Here is a 16,961-nt window from a genome sequence, read left to right on the forward strand (position 1 = left end):
GGGCCGGCCACCGGCCGGTGACGGCGCCGCTAGCCGCGGGCCGCGTCCGGCAGGGCCAGTTCGAACACCGCCCCGCCGGCCGGCGAACGGCCGACCGTAAGGGTCCCGCCGTGGCGGTGTGCCACATCGCGGGCGATGGCCAGGCCGAGGCCGGCACCGCCTTCGTCCCTGGTGCGTGCGTCGTCGAGCCGTACGAACCGTTCGAAGATCCGCTCACGCTGCTCCTCCGGCACGCCCCCGCCGTCGTCGGCGACGGACAGCACGATCCGGCCACCCTCCCGGCGGACGGAAGCGGTGACCGAGGCGACGGCGTGACGCTGGGCGTTGTCGAGCAGATTGCCGATCACCCGGCCCAGCTGGGCGCGGGAACCGGCCACCTGCAACCCCTGGGTCACGGCCATCTCTACCGGCACGCGGTCGCCGGACCTGCGCGCCACCTCCTCCGTCAGCAGCTGCGCCGGATCCAGAGCCGCCGATCCCGGCCGCTCCCCCGCGTCCAGCCGCGCCAGCAGCAGCAGGTCCGCCGCCAGCTGCTGGAGCCGCACGGTGTCCTCCACCGCGCCGGGCACGTCCAGCAACTCCGGGTGCGCCGCGCCCACTTCGAGCTGCGTCCGCAGCGAGGCGATGGGGCTGCGCAGCTCGTGGGAGGCGTCCGCGACGAAACGGCGCTGCCGCTCCACGGACGCCTCCAGGGCGGCCAGCGTCTCGTTCGTCGTACGGGCGAGCCTCGCCACCTCGTCCCCCGAAGCCGGCTCCGAAACGCGCCGCGAAAGATCCTCGGAGCGGGTGATGGCCGCCATCTCACGCCTGATGCCCTCGACGGGACCGAGCGCCCGGCGGGTCACCAGCCAGGTCACAGAGCCGACCACGGCGAGCAGCAGCGGCAGGCCGACGAGCATCGCGTCGCGCACGGTGGTGACCGCGTCCTGCTCGGCGGTCAGCGGCGCACCCGCGTGCACGGTCGCCGTCCGGTCGTCGTCCAGGCGGACCTCGACGGAGGCGAAACGGTAGTCGGCGCTGTCGCCGTCCACGGTGGCGGTGCCGGAGGCGAACCCCGGATCGTCGGAGGAGACCTCTCCCCGGCCGGGGTCGTCGTCATCGTCGCCGGCGCGGGGCTGCTCCTGGGGCCGGACGTCCGCGCTGCCGGTCCCGGAGACGGCCTGAAGGTGCTCGCTGACGGCGAGCACCCGGCCGTCGTCGCCGACTACCTGGACGGGGCGCTCGTCGTCCTCGTCGGGCAGTTCCAGCTTGCTGTAGGGCACACCGAGCGCGATCTGGGACGCCACGTCGCGGGCGGCGACCTCGGCCTGCAGATCGGTGCTGTCGATCAGGTTCGCCCGCAGGGAGAGCAGGACGGCGGTCCCGGCGGCGATCAGCGCCACGGCGACCACCAGGGTGGCGCCGAGCGCGGCCCTGGCCCGGACCGACCTCATGACGACTCCACCGCCACCAGGCGGTAGCCGGCGCCGCGCACGGTCAGGATGCGGTCCGCGCCGAGCTTGCGGCGCAGGGCGCTGATGTAGACCTCGACGATGTTCGGATCGCCCTCGTAGGCGAAGTCCCAGACGTGCTCGAGGATCTCGGGCTTGCCGACGACCTCGCCGACGCGTGTCGCGAGGTGCTCCAGCACCGCGAACTCCTTGGCGGTGAGGGTGACTTCCTCATCGCCCGTGTGGACACGGCGGGTGGCCCTGTCCACACGCAGGTCGCCCGCCGTCAGCACCGGCGAACCACCCGCCCTGCCGCGCCGCCGGAGCAACGCCTTGACCCGGGCGACGAGGACGACGTACGAGAAGGGCTTGGTCAGGTAGTCGTCCGCGCCGGTGTCGAGGCCCTCCGCCTCGTCGTACTCACCGTCCTTGGCGGTCAACATCAGAACCGGCACGTCGTGGCCGGCGGCGCGCAGAGCGGCGCACACGCGGTAGCCGTTCATACCCGGCAGCATGATGTCCAGCACGACCAGGTCATGGACGCCCTCGGTGGCCCGGTGCAGTCCCTCGAGTCCGTCGTGGACGACGTCCACGGCATACCCCTCGGCGGTCAGGCCCGCGGCGAGGGAGAGCGCGAGCCGCCTCTCGTCCTCCACGATCAGCAACCTCATGGGCCCAGGGTCCCAAACGGAAGCTGAAGATCTCTTCAGGCGGCTTCAGGCTGCGTTCAGCACGGCGCGGCAAGAGTGGATCCCGTTGCTGACACAGCAGCACGACTCGGCACAACGACTCGGGAGAACCTCATGAAGCGCAAGCTTGTCATCGCGACCGTGGCGGCGGCGGTGCTGATCGGCGGCGGTACGTACACGGCCGCGGCGGTGGCGGACGACGACGCGTCGGGCGCCGCCGGCGCGGGCTCGGTGCCCGTCACGGTCCAGGACCGCGACGACGACGCGTCCGAGGACAGGTCCGCGGGCCCCGCCGGGTCCGTCACCGCGGCGCAGGCCGTGGCCGCGGCCCTCAAGCACACGCAGGGCACGGTGAGCTCCGTCGATCTCGACGACGACGGGGACCGCCACTGGGAGGTGGACGTCCTCGGCAAGGACGACCGCGAACGCGAACTGCACGTCGACGTGCGGACCGGCGCGGTGCGGGAGGACAAGGCCGAGGCGGAGAACGACGACCGGGACGACGACCGCGCCGCCCTGCGCGCCGCGTCGGTGGACGCCCGCGAGGCGGTGGGGACGGCGCTCAGGTCCCACCCGGGCGCGACGGTTACGTCGGTCGACTTCGAGAACGACGGGGCGGGTCATTGGGAGGTCGAACTCGGCGACGACGCTGCCGACGAGCGCGAGCTGACGATCGACGCGAAGACGGCGTCGGTCTCCACCGACCCGTCGGACGACTGACCTTCCCGCACCCGGCCCCCTCCCGTGACCGGGGGGCACGCTCCCTCCGCCTGGGGGCGTGGGGCCCACCGGGCCCTCGCGCCTCAACCCCCTACGGCCCGACGGCCGTGGGATGCGCGCCCAGCGAGGCTGACTTCGCGCAGCGAAATCAAGCCCGCCCGGCGCTTGAGGGCACCGCGCGGAGCGCGGTACCGGGTCCGGCGGAGCCCGGTTTCGGAATGGTTCGGGTAGGGGAAACGCCCCGCGCAGCGGCAACCCCGCGAGACGAACCCTGGCCGAGCCGGACCCCCACGGCGGAGCCGACCCCCGGAGCGGTGCCGGTCCGGGCCGAGCCCTGGCCGGGGCCTGGGCAACAGCCCGGGCCGGGGCCTGGCCGGGGGAACGCCCCCGGTTACGACTGGGTCAGGCCCGCAACGAGCTCGTCCGCCGCCCGGTACGGGTCCAGCTCGCCCGCGACGATGCGCTCCGCCAGCGCACCCAGGCGCCGGTCGCCGTGCAGGTCGCCGATGCGTTCCCGCAGCGCCGTGACGGCGATCGTCTCGACCTCCGTCGCCGCCCGGCGGGCGCGGCGCTCGGAGAGCACACCGTGCTCCTCCATCCAGGCCCGGTGCTTCTCCAGCGCCTCGACGACCTCGTCGATGCCCTCGCCCCGCGCGGCGACCGTCTTCACGATCGGCGGGCGCCAGTCCCCCGGCCCCCGGGACTCGCCGAGGCCCAGCATGTGGTTGAGCTCGCGGGCCGTGGCGTCGGCCCCGTCGCGGTCCGCCTTGTTGACGACGTAGACGTCGCCGATCTCGAGGATGCCCGCCTTCGCGGCCTGGATGCCGTCGCCCATGCCGGGTGCGAGGAGCACCACCGACGTGTCGGCCTGGGAGGCGATCTCCACCTCCGACTGGCCGACGCCGACCGTCTCGACCAGGACGACGTCGCAGCCGGCCGCGTCCAGGACGCGGATCGCCTGCGGCGCCGCCCACGCGAGGCCACCCAGGTGGCCCCGGGTGGCCATGGAGCGGATGTAGACGCCGGGGTCGGAGGCGTGCTCCGACATCCGGACACGATCCCCGAGCAGCGCCCCGCCCGAGAAGGGCGAGGACGGGTCGACGGCGAGGACGCCGACCCGCTTCCCGGCCTTCCGGTAGGCGGAGACGAGCGCCGAGGTGGACGTGGACTTGCCGACGCCCGGCGAGCCGGTGAGGCCCACCACGTACGCGCCGCCGGTCAGCGGGGCCAGCGCCGCCATGACCTCACGGAGCTGCGGCGACGCCCCCTCCACGAGTGAGATCAGCCGGGCCACGGCGCGCGGCCGGCCCTCTCTCGCCTGGGCGACCAGCTGGGGGACGTCCACCATCGTGCTGCTCCGATCGTTCTGCGCGTACGGGCTTCGGCGCCCAGGTTGCTGCTACGCGTACTTACTTGGCGGGGACGCGGACGATGAGAGCGTCACCCTGGCCGCCGCCGCCGCACAGCGCCGCCGCACCGACGCCGCCGCCGCGGCGCTTGAGCTCCAGCGCCAGGTGGAGCACCACACGCGCGCCGGACATGCCGATCGGGTGGCCGAGCGCGATCGCGCCACCGTTCACGTTCACCTTTTCCGGGGTGACGCCGAGGTCCTTCATCGACTGGTGGGCGACGGCCGCGAACGCCTCGTTGATCTCGATGAGGTCCAGGTCGGAGACCTCCAGGCCCTCCTTCTTCAGCGCGTGCCTGATGGCGTTGGACGGCTGGGACTGCAGCGAGTTGTCGGGGCCCGCCACGTTGCCGTGGGCGCCGATCTCCGCGATCCACTCCAGGCCCAGTTCCTCGGCCTTGGCCTTGCTCATGACGACGACGGCGGCGGCGCCGTCCGAGATCTGCGAGGACGTACCGGCGGTGATGGTGCCGTCCTTGGCGAACGCGGGGCGCAGCCGGCCGAGCGACTCGGCCGTCGTCTCCGGGCGGATGCCCTCGTCCTTGGCGAACAGGACCGGGTCGCCCTTGCGCTGCGGGATCTCGACGGGCGTGATCTCCGCCTCGAAGAGCCCGTTCTTCTGGGCGGCCGCGGCCCGCTGGTGGGAGAGCGCGGCGATCTCGTCCTGCACTCCGCGCGGGATGCCCAGGCGGGTGTTGTGCTTCTCCGTCGATTCGCCCATGGCGACATTCTCGAAGGAGTCGGTCAGGCCGTCGTGCGCCATCGAGTCGAGCATCTCGATCGCGCCGTACTTGTAGCCCTCACGGGACTTCGGCAGCAGGTGCGGCGCGTTGGTCATCGACTCCTGACCGCCGGCGACGACCACGTCGAACTCGCCGGCGCGGATCAGCTGGTCGGCGAGCGCGATGGCGTCGAGGCCGGACAGGCAGACCTTGTTGACGGTGAGCGCGGGGACGTTCATCGGGATGCCCGCCTTGACGGCGGCCTGGCGCGCGGGGATCTGGCCCGCACCGGCCTGGAGCACCTGGCCCATGATCACGTACTGCACCTGATCTCCGCCGATGCCCGCCCGGTCGAGCGCCGCCTTGATGGCGAAGCCACCGAGGTCGGCGCCGGAGAAGGACTTGAGCGAGCCGAGCAGGCGGCCCATGGGCGTGCGGGCTCCCGCGACGATCACGGAGGTGTTGCCGGTCTTTCCAGACATGAGCACGATCCCCTTCCAGCCGCAGCTGAGGAGTGAACGAGGGTTTACTCAAATGTACTGAGCGGTACGGCTCCGGGTCACTGTGCCGCCGGTGTGATCGCGCGCACGTTGCGTAACCGGCCGCCGGGCGCTGCACTGGTCAAATGCTGACGCGAATCGACCACATCGGAATCGCCTGCTTCGACCTCGACAAGACTGTCGAGTTCTACCGGGCCACGTACGGCTTCGAGGTGTTCCACTCCGAGGTCAACGAGGAGCAGGGCGTACGGGAAGCCATGCTCAAGATCAATGAGACGTCCGACGGCGGCGCCTCCTACCTCCAGCTCCTGGAGCCGACCCGGGAGGACTCCGCGGTCGGAAAGTGGCTGGCCAAGAACGGCGAAGGTGTTCACCACATCGCATTCGGAACGGCTGACGTGGACGCGGACGCGCAGGACATCCGCGACAAGGGCGTACGTGTGCTGTACGACGAACCGCGTATCGGCTCGATGGGCTCGCGTATCACCTTCCTCCACCCCAAGGACTGCCACGGCGTACTCACCGAACTCGTCACGTCTGCAACGGAGCACTGACCCTAAGGATTCCCGGCCCGGTAGAGTGGGCCGTTCCGGGCCGGGGCCGGGTCGGGGCCGTGCCGCGTCTCCGTCGTTGATCTGTCACCATTCCCCGGGGGGCCGTTCGCCGGCGAACGGTGCTCGTTTGGAGACAGTTGCGACCAGGGGACGGATGGGACCGCGCAGTGCGGGGCTACGAACGCCAGGAGAGCCACCGAGCTGACGACGACCACCTCTCGCGGTTCGAAGCCGAGATGGATCGGCTGAAGACCGACCGGGAGAAGGCCGTCCAGCATGCCGAGGACCTCGGCTACCAGGTCGAGGTATTGCGCGCCAAACTCCACGAGGCGCGGCGCAATCTCGCCTCCCGTCCGGCATACGACAGCGCCGACATCGGCTATCAGGCCGAGCAGTTGCTGCGGAACGCGCAGATCCAGGCCGACCAGCTCCGGCAGGACGCAGAACGCGAGCTGCGCGAGGCCCGCGCCCAGACCCAGCGCATCCTGCAGGAGCACGCGGAGCACCAGGCCAGGCTCCAGGCGGAGCTGCACGCCGAGGCCGTCCAGCGCAGGCAGCGACTGGACCAGGAACTGGCCGAGCGCCGCCAGACCGTCGAGTCGCACGTCAACGAGAACGTCGCCTGGGCCGAGCAGCTGCGGGCCCGCACCGAGTCGCAGGCCCACCGGCTGCTCGAGGAGTCCCGCGCGGAGGCGGAGCAGGCACTGGCCGCCGCCCGCGCCGAGGCCGCCCGCATCGCGGAGGAGGCCCGCAGGCGGCTCGGCAGCGAGGCGGAGACCGCACGCGCGGAGGCCGAGGCGATCCTGCTGCGCGCCCGCAAGGACGCCGAGCGGCTGCTGAACGCCGCGTCGAGCCAGGCGCACGAGGCCACCAGCCACGCCGAGCAGCTGCGCTCGACCACCACCGCCGAGTCCGACCAGGCCCGCCAGCAGGCCGCCGAGCTCAGCCGCGCCGCCGAACAGCGGCTCCAGGAGGCGGAGGAGAAGCTCCGCGAGGCCCGGACCGAGTCGGAGAAGCTGCTCTCGGAGGCGAAGGAGTCCGCCGCCAAGCAGCTGTCTTCCGCCGAATCGGTCAACGAGCAGCGCACCCGCACCGCCAAGGCACAGATCGCCCGGCTCGTCGAAGAGGCGACCAAGGAGTCGGAGACCCTCAAGTCGGAGGCCGAGCAGGCGGTCGCCGACGCCCGCGCCGAGGCGGAGAAGCTCGTCGAGGCCGCGGCCGAGAAGGCCCGTGCGGCCGTCGCGGAGGACTCGGCCGCCGCGCTCGCCAAGGCCGCCCGCACCGCCGAGGAGGTGCTGACCAAGGCGTCGGAGGACGCCAAGGCCACCACCCGCGCGGCGAGCGAGGAGGCCGAGCGGATCAAGCGCGAGGCCGAGGCGGAGGCCGACCGGCTGCGCGGCGAGGCCGCGGAGCAGGCCGACCAGCTCAAGGGCGCCGCGAAGGACGACACCAAGGAGTACCGCGCCAAGACGGTCGAACTCCAGGAGGAGGCCCGCCGGCTGCGCGGGGAGGCGGAGCAGCTGCGCGCCGAGGCCGTCGCCGAGGGCGAGCGGATCCGCGGCGAGGCCCGCCGCGAGGCCGTCCAGCAGATCGAGGAGGCGGCGAGCACCGCCGAGGAGCTGCTGACCAAGGCACGCACCGACGCCGACGAGCTGCGCTCGCGGGCGAGCACCGACAGCGAGAAGGTGCGTACCGAGGCCATCGAGCGCGCCACGACACTGCGCAAGCAGGCCGAGGAGACGCTGGAGCGCACCCGCGCGGAGGCCGAACGGCTGCGGACGGAGGCCGAGGAGCAGGCCGACGGCGTACGGACGGCCGCGGAGGCCGCCGCGGCCGAACTGCGCGAGGAGACCGAACGCGGCATAGCGGCCCGTCAGGCGGAGGCGGCGGAGGAGCTGACCCGCCTGCACACCGAGGCGGAGGCACGGCTCGCCGCCGCGGAGGAGCGGCTCGCCGAGGCCCGCGCCGAGGGCGAGCGGATCCGCCGCGAGGCGGCGGAGGAGACGGAGCGGCTGCGCGCGGAGGCCGGCGAGCGGCTGCGCGCGATCCAGGAGCAGGCGGAGACGGAGGCGGAGCGGCTGCGCACCGAGGCCGCGTCCGACGCCTCCGCGTCCCGCGCGGAGGCCGAGGCGCTGGCCGTACGGCTGCAGAGCGACGCCGCCGCGGAGGCCGAGCGGCTGCGGACAGAGGCCCAGGAGACCGCCGACCGGGTACGCGCGGAGGCTGCGGCCGCCGCCGAGCGCGTGGGCACGGAGGCCGCGGAGGCACTGGCGGCCGCGCAGGAGGAGTCGGTACGCCGCCGTCGCGAGGCGGAGGAGATCCTCGGCTCCGCGCGCGCCGAGGCCGGCCAGGAACGCGAGAGGGCCCGCGAGCAGAGCGAGGAACTCCTCGCGTCCGCCCGCAACCGGGTCGAGGAGGCGCAGACCGAGGCGCACCGGCTGGTCGAGGAGGCCGACCGGCGTGCCACCGAGATGGTGTCCTCGGCGGAGCAGACGGCCCAGCAGGTCAGGGACGCGGTCAGCGGGCTCCAGGAGCAGGCCGAGCAGGAGATCGCCGGGCTGCGCAGCGCCGCCGAGCACTCGGCCGAGCGGACCAGGACGGAGGCGCAGGAGGAGGCGGACCGGGTCCGCGCCGACGCGTACGCGGAGCGGGAGCGGGCGGCGGAGGACGCCGGCCGGCTGCGGTCCCGGGCCCAGGAGGAGACGGAGGCCGCGCAGGCTCTCGCCGAGCGGACCGTCGCCGAGGCCATCACGGAGGCGGACCGGCTGCGGGCGGAGACCGCCGAGTACGTGCAGCGCATGCGCACGGAGGCGTCGGACGCCGTCGCCACCGCCGAGCAGGACGCGGCGCGGACCCGCGCGGAGGCCCGTGAGGACGCGAACCGCATCCGTTCCGAGGCGGCCGTACAGGCGGACCTGCTGATCAACGAGGCGACGAGCGAGAGCGAGCGGCTGCGCACCGAGGCCGCGGAACTGCGCGCGTCGGCGGACGCCGAGGCGACGCGGCTGCTCACGGAGGCCGAGCAGATCAAGGTCGAAGGCGAGGCCGAGATCGAACAGATGCGGGCGGCCGTACGGGCCGACCGCGAGCAGGTGCTGGACGAGGCGCGGCAGGCCGCCGACAAGCGGCGGGCCGACGCCGCCTCCCAGGCGGACCAGCTCATCGGCGAGGCGAGGGGCGAGGCCGAGCGGATCACGGCGGAGACCGCCGCGGAGACGGAGCGCCTGCGGGCGGAGGCGAGCAGCGACGCCGAGCGGCTGCGTGCGGAGGCCGCGGAGACGGTCGGTTCCGCGCAGCAGGCGGCGGAGCGGATCCGGGCGGAGGCCGAACGCTTCAGGGCGGAGACGGAGGCCGCGGCCGAGCGGCTGCGTGCCGAGGCCCGCGCGGAGGCCGACCAGCTGCTCGACGAGGCACGCGAGGCTGCCGCGAAGCGCCGTGCGGACGCCGCCGAGCAGGCCGACCAGCTCATCGGCAAGGCCCAGGAGGAGGCGCTGCGCGCGGCCACCGAGGCCGAGGCGCAGGCCGACGCGATGGTGGGCGCTGCCCGCAACGAGGCGGAACGGCTGGTCGCCGAGGCCACGGTCGAGGGCAACTCGCTGGTCGAGAAGGCCCGTACGGACGCCGACGAGCTCCTGGTCGGCGCCCGCCGGGACGCGACCGCCATCAGGGAACGCGGCGAGGAGCTGCGGGCCCGGGTGGAGAGCGAGGTCGAGGAGCTGCACGAGCGGGCCCGTCGGGAGACCGCGGAGCAGCTGAAGACGGCCGGTGAGCGTGTCGACAATTTGGTCAAGGCCGCGGAGGAGCAGCGCGCCGAGGCGGAGGCGAAGGCGAAGGACCTTCTCGCCGACGCCAACTCGGAGGCGAGCAAGGTCAGGATCGCCGCCGTGAAGAAGGCGGAGGGTCTCCTCAAGGAGGCCGAGCAGAAGAAGGCCGAGCTGATCCGCGAGGGCGAGCGCGCCAAGGCGGAGGCCGACCTGGAGGCCGGCCGGACGGTCGACGAGGGCAAGCGGGAGCTGGACGTCCTGGTGCGCAGGCGCGAGGACATCCAGGCGGAGATCTCTCGTGTCCAGGACGTGCTCGAGGCGTTGGAGTCGTTCGAGGCCCCGGCCGCCGGCAAGTCCGGGGCGGGCGGCGGCTCCGGCGGCGGCGTCAAGGCCGGTGCGGCAGCAGGGGTTACACGTTCGAGTGGCAAGTCATCCGACGGCTAGCCACTCAAAAGGCTGGACATTCTCCAGATCAAACCGGCATCCGCTCGATGACACGCCGCTCGGGCCCCTAGGATTCCCTCTAACACCTCACCGGTCTCATTGACAGGAACCCCATGAGCGACACTTCCTCCCCCTTCGGCTTCGAGCTCGTGCGGCGTGGTTACGACCGCGGTCAGGTGGACGACCGCATTACCAAACTCGTCGCCGACCGTGATAGTGCTCTGGCCCGAATCACCTCTCTGGAAAAGCGCATCGAGGAGCTCCACCTCGAGACGCAGAACGCCCAGGCCCAGGTCAACGACGCCGAGCCGTCGTACGCGGGTCTCGGTGCGCGTGTCGAGAAGATCCTCCGCCTCGCCGAGGAGGAGGCGAAGGACCTGCGCGAGGAGGCCCGTCGCGCCGCCGAGCAGCACCGTGAGCTCGCCGAGTCCGCCGCCCAGCAGGTGCGCAACGACGCCGAGTCGTTCGCCTCCGAGCGCAAGGCGAAGGCGGAGGACGAGGGCATCCGCATCGTCGAGAAGGCGAAGGGCGACGCCCAGACGCTGCGCAGCGAGGCCCAGAAGGACGCGCAGTCCAAGCGGGAGGAGGCGGACGCGCTCTTCGAGGAGACCCGCGCCAAGGCCGCCCAGGCCGCCGCGGACTTCGAGACCAACCTCGCCAAGCGCCGGGAGCAGTCGGAGCGGGACCTGGCGTCCCGTCAGGCGAAGGCGGAGAAGCGTCTCGCGGAGATCGAGCACCGTGCCGAGCAGCTGCGCCTCGAGGCCGAGAAGCTGCGTACGGACGCGGAGCGCCGTGCCCGTCAGACGGTGGAGACCGCGCAGCGCCAGGCCGAGGACATCGTGGCCGACGCCAACGCCAAGGCCGACCGGATCCGCAGCGAATCGGAGCGCGAGCTGGCGGCGCTCACCAACCGCCGCGACTCGATCAACGCCCAGCTGACCAACGTCCGCGAGATGCTGGCCACGCTGACCGGTGCCGCGGTCGCCGCGGCGGGCACGCCCGCCGACGACGAGCCGATCTCCCGTGGAGTCCCGGCGCAGCAGTCCCGCTGACGCTCCCTCCGGCGGTTCTCGACCGGTGCCCGGTGCCGTTCAGGCACCGGGCACCGGTGCGTCCGGCCCCTGCCCGTCACCCTGTTGCCCGGCGGTGTCACCCTGATGCGGAAGGGACTCGTTCCCTTCCCGGAACCCGGTGGCGGACGCTTCCTTGCCCCCGTAGCGTGAACGCATGATCGAGCTCGAGGGTCTCACCAAACACTTCGGCAGCAAGGTCGCGGTCGACCATCTCTCCTTCAAGGTGCGCCCGGGGATGGTGACCGGGTTCCTCGGCCCCAACGGGGCGGGCAAGTCGACGACGATGCGGATGATGCTCGATCTCGACAATCCCACCAGTGGCACCGTCAGGATCGACGGCCGGCACTACCGCGAGCTCGAAGAGCCGCTGAAGTACATCGGGGCGCTGCTCGACGCCAAGGCGATGCACGGCGGCCGCAGCGCGTACAACAACCTGCTCTGCCTGGCCCAGGCGAACCGCATCCCGCGGAGCCGGGTCGCCGAGGTCCTCGACGTGGTGGGACTGACACCGGTCGCGCGGAAGAAGTCGAAGGGCTTCTCCATGGGGATGGGTCAGCGGCTGGGAATCGCGTCGGCGCTGCTCGGTGATCCCGAGATCCTGATGTTCGACGAACCGGTCAATGGTCTGGACCCCGAGGGAATTCACTGGATCCGCAATCTGATGAAAGCCCTCGCGCAAGAAGGCCGGACGATCTTCGTTTCTTCTCATCTCATGAGCGAAATGGCCCTGACCGCCGATCACTTGATCGTGATCGGCCAGGGCAAGCTGCTGGCCGACACCTCGATGGCCGATTTCATCCAGCAGAACTCGCGCAGTTATGTGCGGCTCCGCTCCCCCCAGCAGGAAGAGCTGCGGGACGCCCTGCACCGGGCGGGTATGACGGTCGTCGAGACGGACAACGGCACGCTGGAGGTCGACGGCGCGAGCACCGAGCAGCTCGGCGAGCTCGCCGCCGAACACCGGATCGTGCTCCACGAACTCAGTGCCCAACGCGCCTCGCTCGAGGAGGCGTTCATGCAGATGACCGCCGGCTCGGTGGAGTACCACGCGCATTCCACCGGCGGGGGCGCACCACCACCGCCCGGCCCCCGAACCCCGCCGTCCGGCCACGGCGCCCCCCAGTGGGCCCCGCGCAAAGAGGGAGCCTGACCGATGGCATCCGTACCCGCCGTCCTCCAGTCCGAGTGGACCAAGATCCGTACGGTCTCCTCCACGCGCTGGACACTGATCAGTGCGCTCGCCGTGACCGTCGCGATGGGCGCGGCCCTGTGCGCCCTGATGAACGCCACGTTCGACGATCTGCCGGACGCCGAGCGGCTGACCTTCGACCCGACCCTCATCAGCTTCTCCGGGATGGTGCTCGGGCAGCTCGCGATGGTCGTCTTCGGTGTTCTCGTCGTCGGCACCGAGTACAGCTCGGGCATGATCCGCACCTCGCTCGCCGCCGTGCCGCAGCGCGGCACGTTCATCTTCAGCAAGATCGCGGTGGCCGGGTTGCTGGCGTTCGTGGTCGGGATGGCGACCAGCTTCCTCACGTTCTTCATCGGCCAGGCGCTGCTCGGCGAGCACCGCACCACGATCGGCGAGGAGAACGTGCTGCGGGCCGTCTTCGGCGGCGGCATCTACATGGGTCTGATCGCGCTCTTCTCGATGGGCGTCGCCACGATGCTGCGCAGCTCGATGCTCTCGCTGGGCATCCTGATGCCGTTCTTCTTCCTGGTCTCGCAGATCCTCTCCGCGGTACCGGGCGCCAAGGAGGTCGCACGCTACTTCCCCGACCAGGCCGGCGCCAAGATCATGCAGGTGGTCCCGAACGCCATGAACAGCGGGGACTCCCCTTACGGCCCTTGGGGCGGCCTGGGCATCATGCTGCTGTGGGTGGCCGCGGCGCTCCTCGGCGGCTTCCTCGTGCTGAGGAAACGGGACGCCTGAAAGGGCCCGTAGCCGTATCTGCTTGGGCGGAACCATCGGGGCCCGGCTATCCTCCTAGCACTTACGGGGGCGTACGGCTGCACCGCCTGTGCCCCGACGACCCGAAAGTCGATGGGGCTGGAGAATGATCGAGGCAGTCGGCCTGACGAAGCGCTATGGCGCCAAGACGGCCGTGTACAACCTTTCCTTCCAGGTGCGGCCGGGCGCCGTCACCGGATTCCTCGGCCCCAACGGCGCGGGCAAGTCCACGACCATGCGCATGATCCTCGGCCTCGACCGGCCGACATCGGGCCAGGTCACCATCGGCGGGCTCCCGTTCCGGCAGCTGCCGAACGCGCCCCGCCAGGTCGGCGCGCTGCTCGACGCCAAGGCGGTGCACGGCGGCCGCACCGCCCGCAACCACCTGCTGTCGCTCGCCCAGCTCTCCGGCATCCCGGACCGCCGGGTCGACGAGGTGCTCGGCGTCGTGGGCCTCCAGGGCGTGGCGAAGAGGCGCTCCAAGGGCTTCTCGCTCGGCATGGGGCAGCGGCTCGGCATCGCCGCCGCTCTGCTGGGCGACCCTCAGGTTCTGCTCTTCGACGAGCCGGTCAACGGCCTCGACCCCGAGGGCATCCTCTGGGTGCGCAACCTGATGAAGCAGCTGGCCGCCGAGGGCCGTACGGTCTTCGTCTCCTCGCACCTGATGAGCGAGATGGCCCTCACCGCCGACCATCTGATCGTGATCGGACGCGGTCAGCTCATGGCGGACATGAGCGTGAAGGACTTCATCTCCCACAACTCGGCGGACTTCGCCCGGGTCCGTACCCCGCAGACGGAGCCCGAGCAGCGCGAGAAGCTCCTCGCCGCCCTGACCGAGGCGGGCGGCCAGGTGATGCCGGAGCCGGACGGCGCGCTGCGGGTGACCGGCCTGCCGCTGCCCCGCATCAGCGACCTGGCGCACGACGCGGACGTACGGCTGTGGGAGCTGTCGCCGCACCAGGCCTCCCTGGAGGAGGCGTACATGCGGATGACGCAGGGTGCGGTGGACTACCGCTCGACGGCGGACGAGAAGTCCGGGCTCATGCAGCAGCCGCCGATGGGACACGTCCCGCCGCAGCCGCACATCCCCGAGGTGCCGCAGCAGGGGTTCTACGCCCCGCCGCCGCCCCACCCCGGCCAGAACCCGTACGCGGCGCCGGCGCCGGCCGCACCGCCCGCCGCCGCCCCGGCCGAGGCCCCCGCTCCCCCGGCGGCCGCCCCCGCCGACCTGACCAAGCCCGAGGACGCACGATGACCACTCCCTACCAGCAGCCCGGCTCGTACGCCTCCCCGATCCCGGTGCGCGGGGCCAGCCTCGGTGACGCGCTCCTGTCGGAGTGGACGAAGATCCGTTCCGTGCGCTCCACGATGTGGACGCTGGGCGTGATGATCGTGCTGATGCTCGGCATCGGTCTCGGGGTCGCCGCGCTCGTCGCGGCCGCCGGCGAATCGGCCGGCCTCGGGGACTCGTCCGCCCTCGGTATGGGCTTCTTCGGCGTCCTGCCCGGCTCGATCTGTGTGATGACCCTGGGCGTGCTCACCATCGCGTCCGAGTACAGCACCGGCATGATCCGTACGACGCTGACGGCCTGCCCGAGCCGCGGCCGGGTGCTGGCGGCCAAGGCCGCCGTCTTCTTCCTGCTGGTCCTCACGATCACCACCCTGGTCGCGGGCCTCGTCGCGGTCATCCAGAACGCGATGGTGGAGGCGGTCGAGCCCACCGGTGACGAATGGCTGCGCGCCTCCGTCGGCGTGGGCCTCTACATCGCCTCGCTCGGGCTGCTGTCGCTGGCCGTGGGCGCCATGATCCGGCACTCGGCCGGTGCGATCACCACCATGATCGGTGTGATGCTGCTGCCGCTGGTGGCGGCGATGTTCATGTTCTCCGAGTCGCTCCAGGACCTGCAGCAGTTCCTGCTGGAGTGGGCCATCCCGAGCCAGCTCATCGGCATCTACGGCGAGGCCGCGTCGGGCGGGTCCTCCGGTCCCCTCGGCTGGGAGCCGGTGTGGATCATGCTCGGCCTCTCACTCGTGGCGCTCGGCGGGGCGTACGCGACGATGAGCAGCCGGGACGTCTGACCGCGCGCGTTCAGTACTTCGGCGCGTTCCTGGACCGCTGCACCTTCGTGGTGCGGCGGTCCTTCGCGTTCCAGCAGGCCTTGTGCCAGTGGCGGCGGTCTTCCACGCCGCCGTGCTCGGGCCAGGCGACCACGTGGGGCATGCCCGAGGCGATCTCCTGATCGCATCCGGGGCAGCGGTACCGCTTGCCGGCGGCGCTCGCACCCGCGACATGGCGCACCGACCACTCCTCGCCCTGCCAGGACTCGCTGCCGCCGAAACCGCCGTACCGGCCTGCGGGGTCGCTCGCTCGCTCGATGGGCTTATCGCCGCCTCGGGGGCGGTTGCGGCGCGGGGACACGTGACACCTCACGGGGCAAGTCAGGACAGTTGCCCGTACAGCGTACGGGCCCGGGCCCGGGCGCCTGTCCCTCCCACGGGTGCGCTCGCGTCCTGCATCAGGGCCAGTTACCGGAAAATCGCAACAACTTCACGTCTGCCCGTGCCTTTGGCACGTGTCAGGCGTTGTTGCCTGTAGGGGGAGTGACGCGTCGGCCGCAAGGAGGCAGAAGGCGATGCGCGTTGGAACGTTCGTACTGGCGGCCCAGTTCCCGGGCCAAGGACAGGGGGAGGCCCTGCACCGGGCGGTGCGTTCCGCCGAGGTGGCGGAGGAAGCGGGCCTCGACGCCGTGTGGCTGGCCGAGCACCACTTCGTGCCGTACGGGGTGTGCCCGTCCGCCGTGACCCTCGCGGCGCTGCTGCTCGGCCGCACCCGCCGGATCCGTGTGGGCACGGCGGTGAGCGTGCTGCCGACCGCGCATCCCGTGGCGCTGGGCGAGCAGGCCGCACTGCTGCATCTCACGTCCGGCGGGCGGTTCACCCTCGGGGTGGGACGCGGCGGACCGTGGGTCGACCTGGAGGTGTTCGGCGCCGGCCTGGCCGCGTACGAGCAGGGCTTCCCCGAATCCCTGGACCTGCTGCTGCGGTGGCTGCGCGAGCCCCGCGTCGGCACGCAGGGCGAACGGTTCTCCTTCCGGGAGGTCCCGGTCGTCCCGCGCCCCGACGAGGTGATCGACGGGCCGCCCGAGGGACCCGAGGTGGTCGTCGCGTGCACGTCCCCGCAGAGCGTCAGGCTCGCGGCGGAGCGAGGCCTGCCGATGCTGCTCGGCATGCACTGCGGCGACCAGGAGAAGGCGGACATGGTCGCCCTGTGGCGTACGTACGCCCTCTCCGCGGGACACCCGGCCGAGCAGGTCGCCACGGCCGGGCATGTGTCGGCCGGCGTCGTCCAGATCGCCGACCGCGCCGACGAGGCGGCGGAGACCCTCGTCAAGGCGATGCCCGGCTGGCTGAAGCAGGGCCTGGACGCGCATGTGACGGTCGACGGACGGCACCGCGCGATGCGCGACCCCGTCGCGTACACGGAGCTGCTCTGTTCCTTGCATCCGGTGGGGCCGCCGCGCCTGGCCGCGGACCGCCTTGCGGCGACCGCGGAGCGCACCGGCATCACACGCTTCGCGCTGCTCGCGGAGGGCTCCGGTGACCTCGCCACCACCGAGGAGAACGTCCGGCGGCTGGGCACGGAAGTGCTGCCCCTGCTCGATTGACGCTCGACCGTGTCCAAGGTTGCGAGGTTCCGGTTCCGACG

General features: G+C 72.1%; 14 protein-coding genes. 9 read left to right on the top strand and 5 right to left on the bottom strand.

Translation table 11 applies throughout. The features are described 5' to 3' along the window. Positions 1-29: 29 nt before the first annotated feature. Positions 30-1,433 carry a HAMP domain-containing sensor histidine kinase gene (locus GLX30_RS11755; protein ID WP_159687074.1) on the bottom strand — a complete coding sequence of 468 codons (1,404 nt, stop codon included), beginning with the start codon at positions 1,431-1,433 and terminating at the stop codon, positions 30-32. Then, entirely contained in the window at positions 1,430-2,101 is a 672-nt protein-coding gene (locus tag GLX30_RS11760) for a response regulator transcription factor (protein ID WP_159687076.1), read from the bottom strand. Before GLX30_RS11760 ends, GLX30_RS11755 begins: the two co-directional genes overlap by 4 nt. Before the next feature lie 132 nt (positions 2,102-2,233). Between GLX30_RS11760 and GLX30_RS11765 the strand changes: the two genes are divergently transcribed. Continuing rightward, positions 2,234-2,839 (top strand): PepSY domain-containing protein, encoded by a 606-nt coding sequence (locus tag GLX30_RS11765; protein ID WP_159687079.1) that lies wholly within the window; start codon positions 2,234-2,236, stop codon positions 2,837-2,839. 391 nt (positions 2,840-3,230) lie between these two features. On the opposite strand, the gene meaB is transcribed toward GLX30_RS11765, so the two are convergent. Further along, positions 3,231-4,187 (bottom strand): methylmalonyl Co-A mutase-associated GTPase MeaB, encoded by a 957-nt coding sequence (meaB, locus tag GLX30_RS11770; protein ID WP_005311799.1) that lies wholly within the window; start codon positions 4,185-4,187, stop codon positions 3,231-3,233. A gap of 61 nt (positions 4,188-4,248) precedes the next feature. Next, a complete protein-coding gene (locus GLX30_RS11775) occupies positions 4,249-5,451 on the bottom strand; it encodes an acetyl-CoA C-acetyltransferase (protein ID WP_159687081.1) in 1,203 nt (400 codons plus the stop codon). 143 nt (positions 5,452-5,594) lie between these two features. Between GLX30_RS11775 and mce the strand changes: the two genes are divergently transcribed. From mce to GLX30_RS11810, 7 genes are all read left to right on the top strand, one after another. Next, positions 5,595-6,023 (top strand): methylmalonyl-CoA epimerase, encoded by a 429-nt coding sequence (gene mce, locus GLX30_RS11780; RefSeq protein ID WP_100109188.1) that lies wholly within the window; start codon positions 5,595-5,597, stop codon positions 6,021-6,023. Positions 6,024-6,190: 167 nt separating this feature from the next. After that, positions 6,191-10,231, top strand: coding sequence for a polarized growth protein Scy (gene scy, locus GLX30_RS11785; protein WP_159687084.1), 4,041 nt, complete (start codon positions 6,191-6,193; stop codon positions 10,229-10,231). Positions 10,232-10,344: 113 nt separating this feature from the next. Further along, positions 10,345-11,283, top strand: coding sequence for a cellulose-binding protein (locus GLX30_RS11790; protein WP_005311808.1), 939 nt, complete (start codon positions 10,345-10,347; stop codon positions 11,281-11,283). Between the two features lie 175 nt (positions 11,284-11,458). After that, positions 11,459-12,454, top strand: coding sequence for an ATP-binding cassette domain-containing protein (locus tag GLX30_RS11795; RefSeq protein ID WP_159687086.1), 996 nt, complete (start codon positions 11,459-11,461; stop codon positions 12,452-12,454). A 3-nt stretch (positions 12,455-12,457) separates the two neighbouring features. Next, positions 12,458-13,237, top strand: coding sequence for an ABC transporter permease (locus GLX30_RS11800; RefSeq protein ID WP_159687089.1), 780 nt, complete (start codon positions 12,458-12,460; stop codon positions 13,235-13,237). A 124-nt stretch (positions 13,238-13,361) separates the two neighbouring features. Beyond that, positions 13,362-14,510 carry an ABC transporter ATP-binding protein gene (locus GLX30_RS11805; protein ID WP_159687092.1) on the top strand — a complete coding sequence of 383 codons (1,149 nt, stop codon included), beginning with the start codon at positions 13,362-13,364 and terminating at the stop codon, positions 14,508-14,510. Further along, the gene (locus GLX30_RS11810) at positions 14,507-15,334 is read left to right on the top strand and encodes an ABC transporter permease (protein ID WP_159687094.1); all 828 of its coding nucleotides are present in this window, start codon (positions 14,507-14,509) and stop codon (positions 15,332-15,334) included. The genes GLX30_RS11805 and GLX30_RS11810 overlap by 4 nt, the downstream gene beginning before the upstream one ends. Positions 15,335-15,344: 10 nt before the next feature. Here GLX30_RS11810 and GLX30_RS11815 read toward each other — a convergent pair whose 3' ends face one another. Next, on the bottom strand, positions 15,345-15,674 hold the full coding sequence (locus tag GLX30_RS11815; protein WP_159687097.1) for an ATP/GTP-binding protein: 330 nt from the start codon (positions 15,672-15,674) through the stop codon (positions 15,345-15,347). 214 nt (positions 15,675-15,888) lie between these two features. Here GLX30_RS11815 and GLX30_RS11820 point away from each other — a divergent pair, with 214 nt between their 5' ends. Next, positions 15,889-16,920, top strand: coding sequence for an LLM class flavin-dependent oxidoreductase (locus tag GLX30_RS11820; protein ID WP_159687100.1), 1,032 nt, complete (start codon positions 15,889-15,891; stop codon positions 16,918-16,920). Positions 16,921-16,961 lie beyond the last annotated feature (41 nt).

This window comes from Streptomyces sp. Tu 2975 (assembly GCF_009832925.1).
GTDB lineage: Bacteria > Actinomycetota > Actinomycetes > Streptomycetales > Streptomycetaceae > Streptomyces.

Coding starts and splice junctions, on each gene's coding strand:
- GLX30_RS11755 (WP_159687074.1), bottom strand. CDS start 1,433: ATGAGGTCGGTCCGGGCCAGGGCCGCGCTCGGCGCCACCCTGGTGGTC.
- GLX30_RS11760 (WP_159687076.1), bottom strand. CDS start 2,101: ATGAGGTTGCTGATCGTGGAGGACGAGAGGCGGCTCGCGCTCTCCCTC.
- GLX30_RS11765 (WP_159687079.1), top strand. CDS start 2,234: ATGAAGCGCAAGCTTGTCATCGCGACCGTGGCGGCGGCGGTGCTGATC.
- meaB (WP_005311799.1), bottom strand. CDS start 4,187: ATGGTGGACGTCCCCCAGCTGGTCGCCCAGGCGAGAGAGGGCCGGCCG.
- GLX30_RS11775 (WP_159687081.1), bottom strand. CDS start 5,451: ATGTCTGGAAAGACCGGCAACACCTCCGTGATCGTCGCGGGAGCCCGC.
- mce (WP_100109188.1), top strand. CDS start 5,595: ATGCTGACGCGAATCGACCACATCGGAATCGCCTGCTTCGACCTCGAC.
- GLX30_RS11790 (WP_005311808.1), top strand. CDS start 10,345: ATGAGCGACACTTCCTCCCCCTTCGGCTTCGAGCTCGTGCGGCGTGGT.
- GLX30_RS11795 (WP_159687086.1), top strand. CDS start 11,459: ATGATCGAGCTCGAGGGTCTCACCAAACACTTCGGCAGCAAGGTCGCG.
- GLX30_RS11800 (WP_159687089.1), top strand. CDS start 12,458: ATGGCATCCGTACCCGCCGTCCTCCAGTCCGAGTGGACCAAGATCCGT.
- GLX30_RS11805 (WP_159687092.1), top strand. CDS start 13,362: ATGATCGAGGCAGTCGGCCTGACGAAGCGCTATGGCGCCAAGACGGCC.
- GLX30_RS11810 (WP_159687094.1), top strand. CDS start 14,507: ATGACCACTCCCTACCAGCAGCCCGGCTCGTACGCCTCCCCGATCCCG.
- GLX30_RS11820 (WP_159687100.1), top strand. CDS start 15,889: ATGCGCGTTGGAACGTTCGTACTGGCGGCCCAGTTCCCGGGCCAAGGA.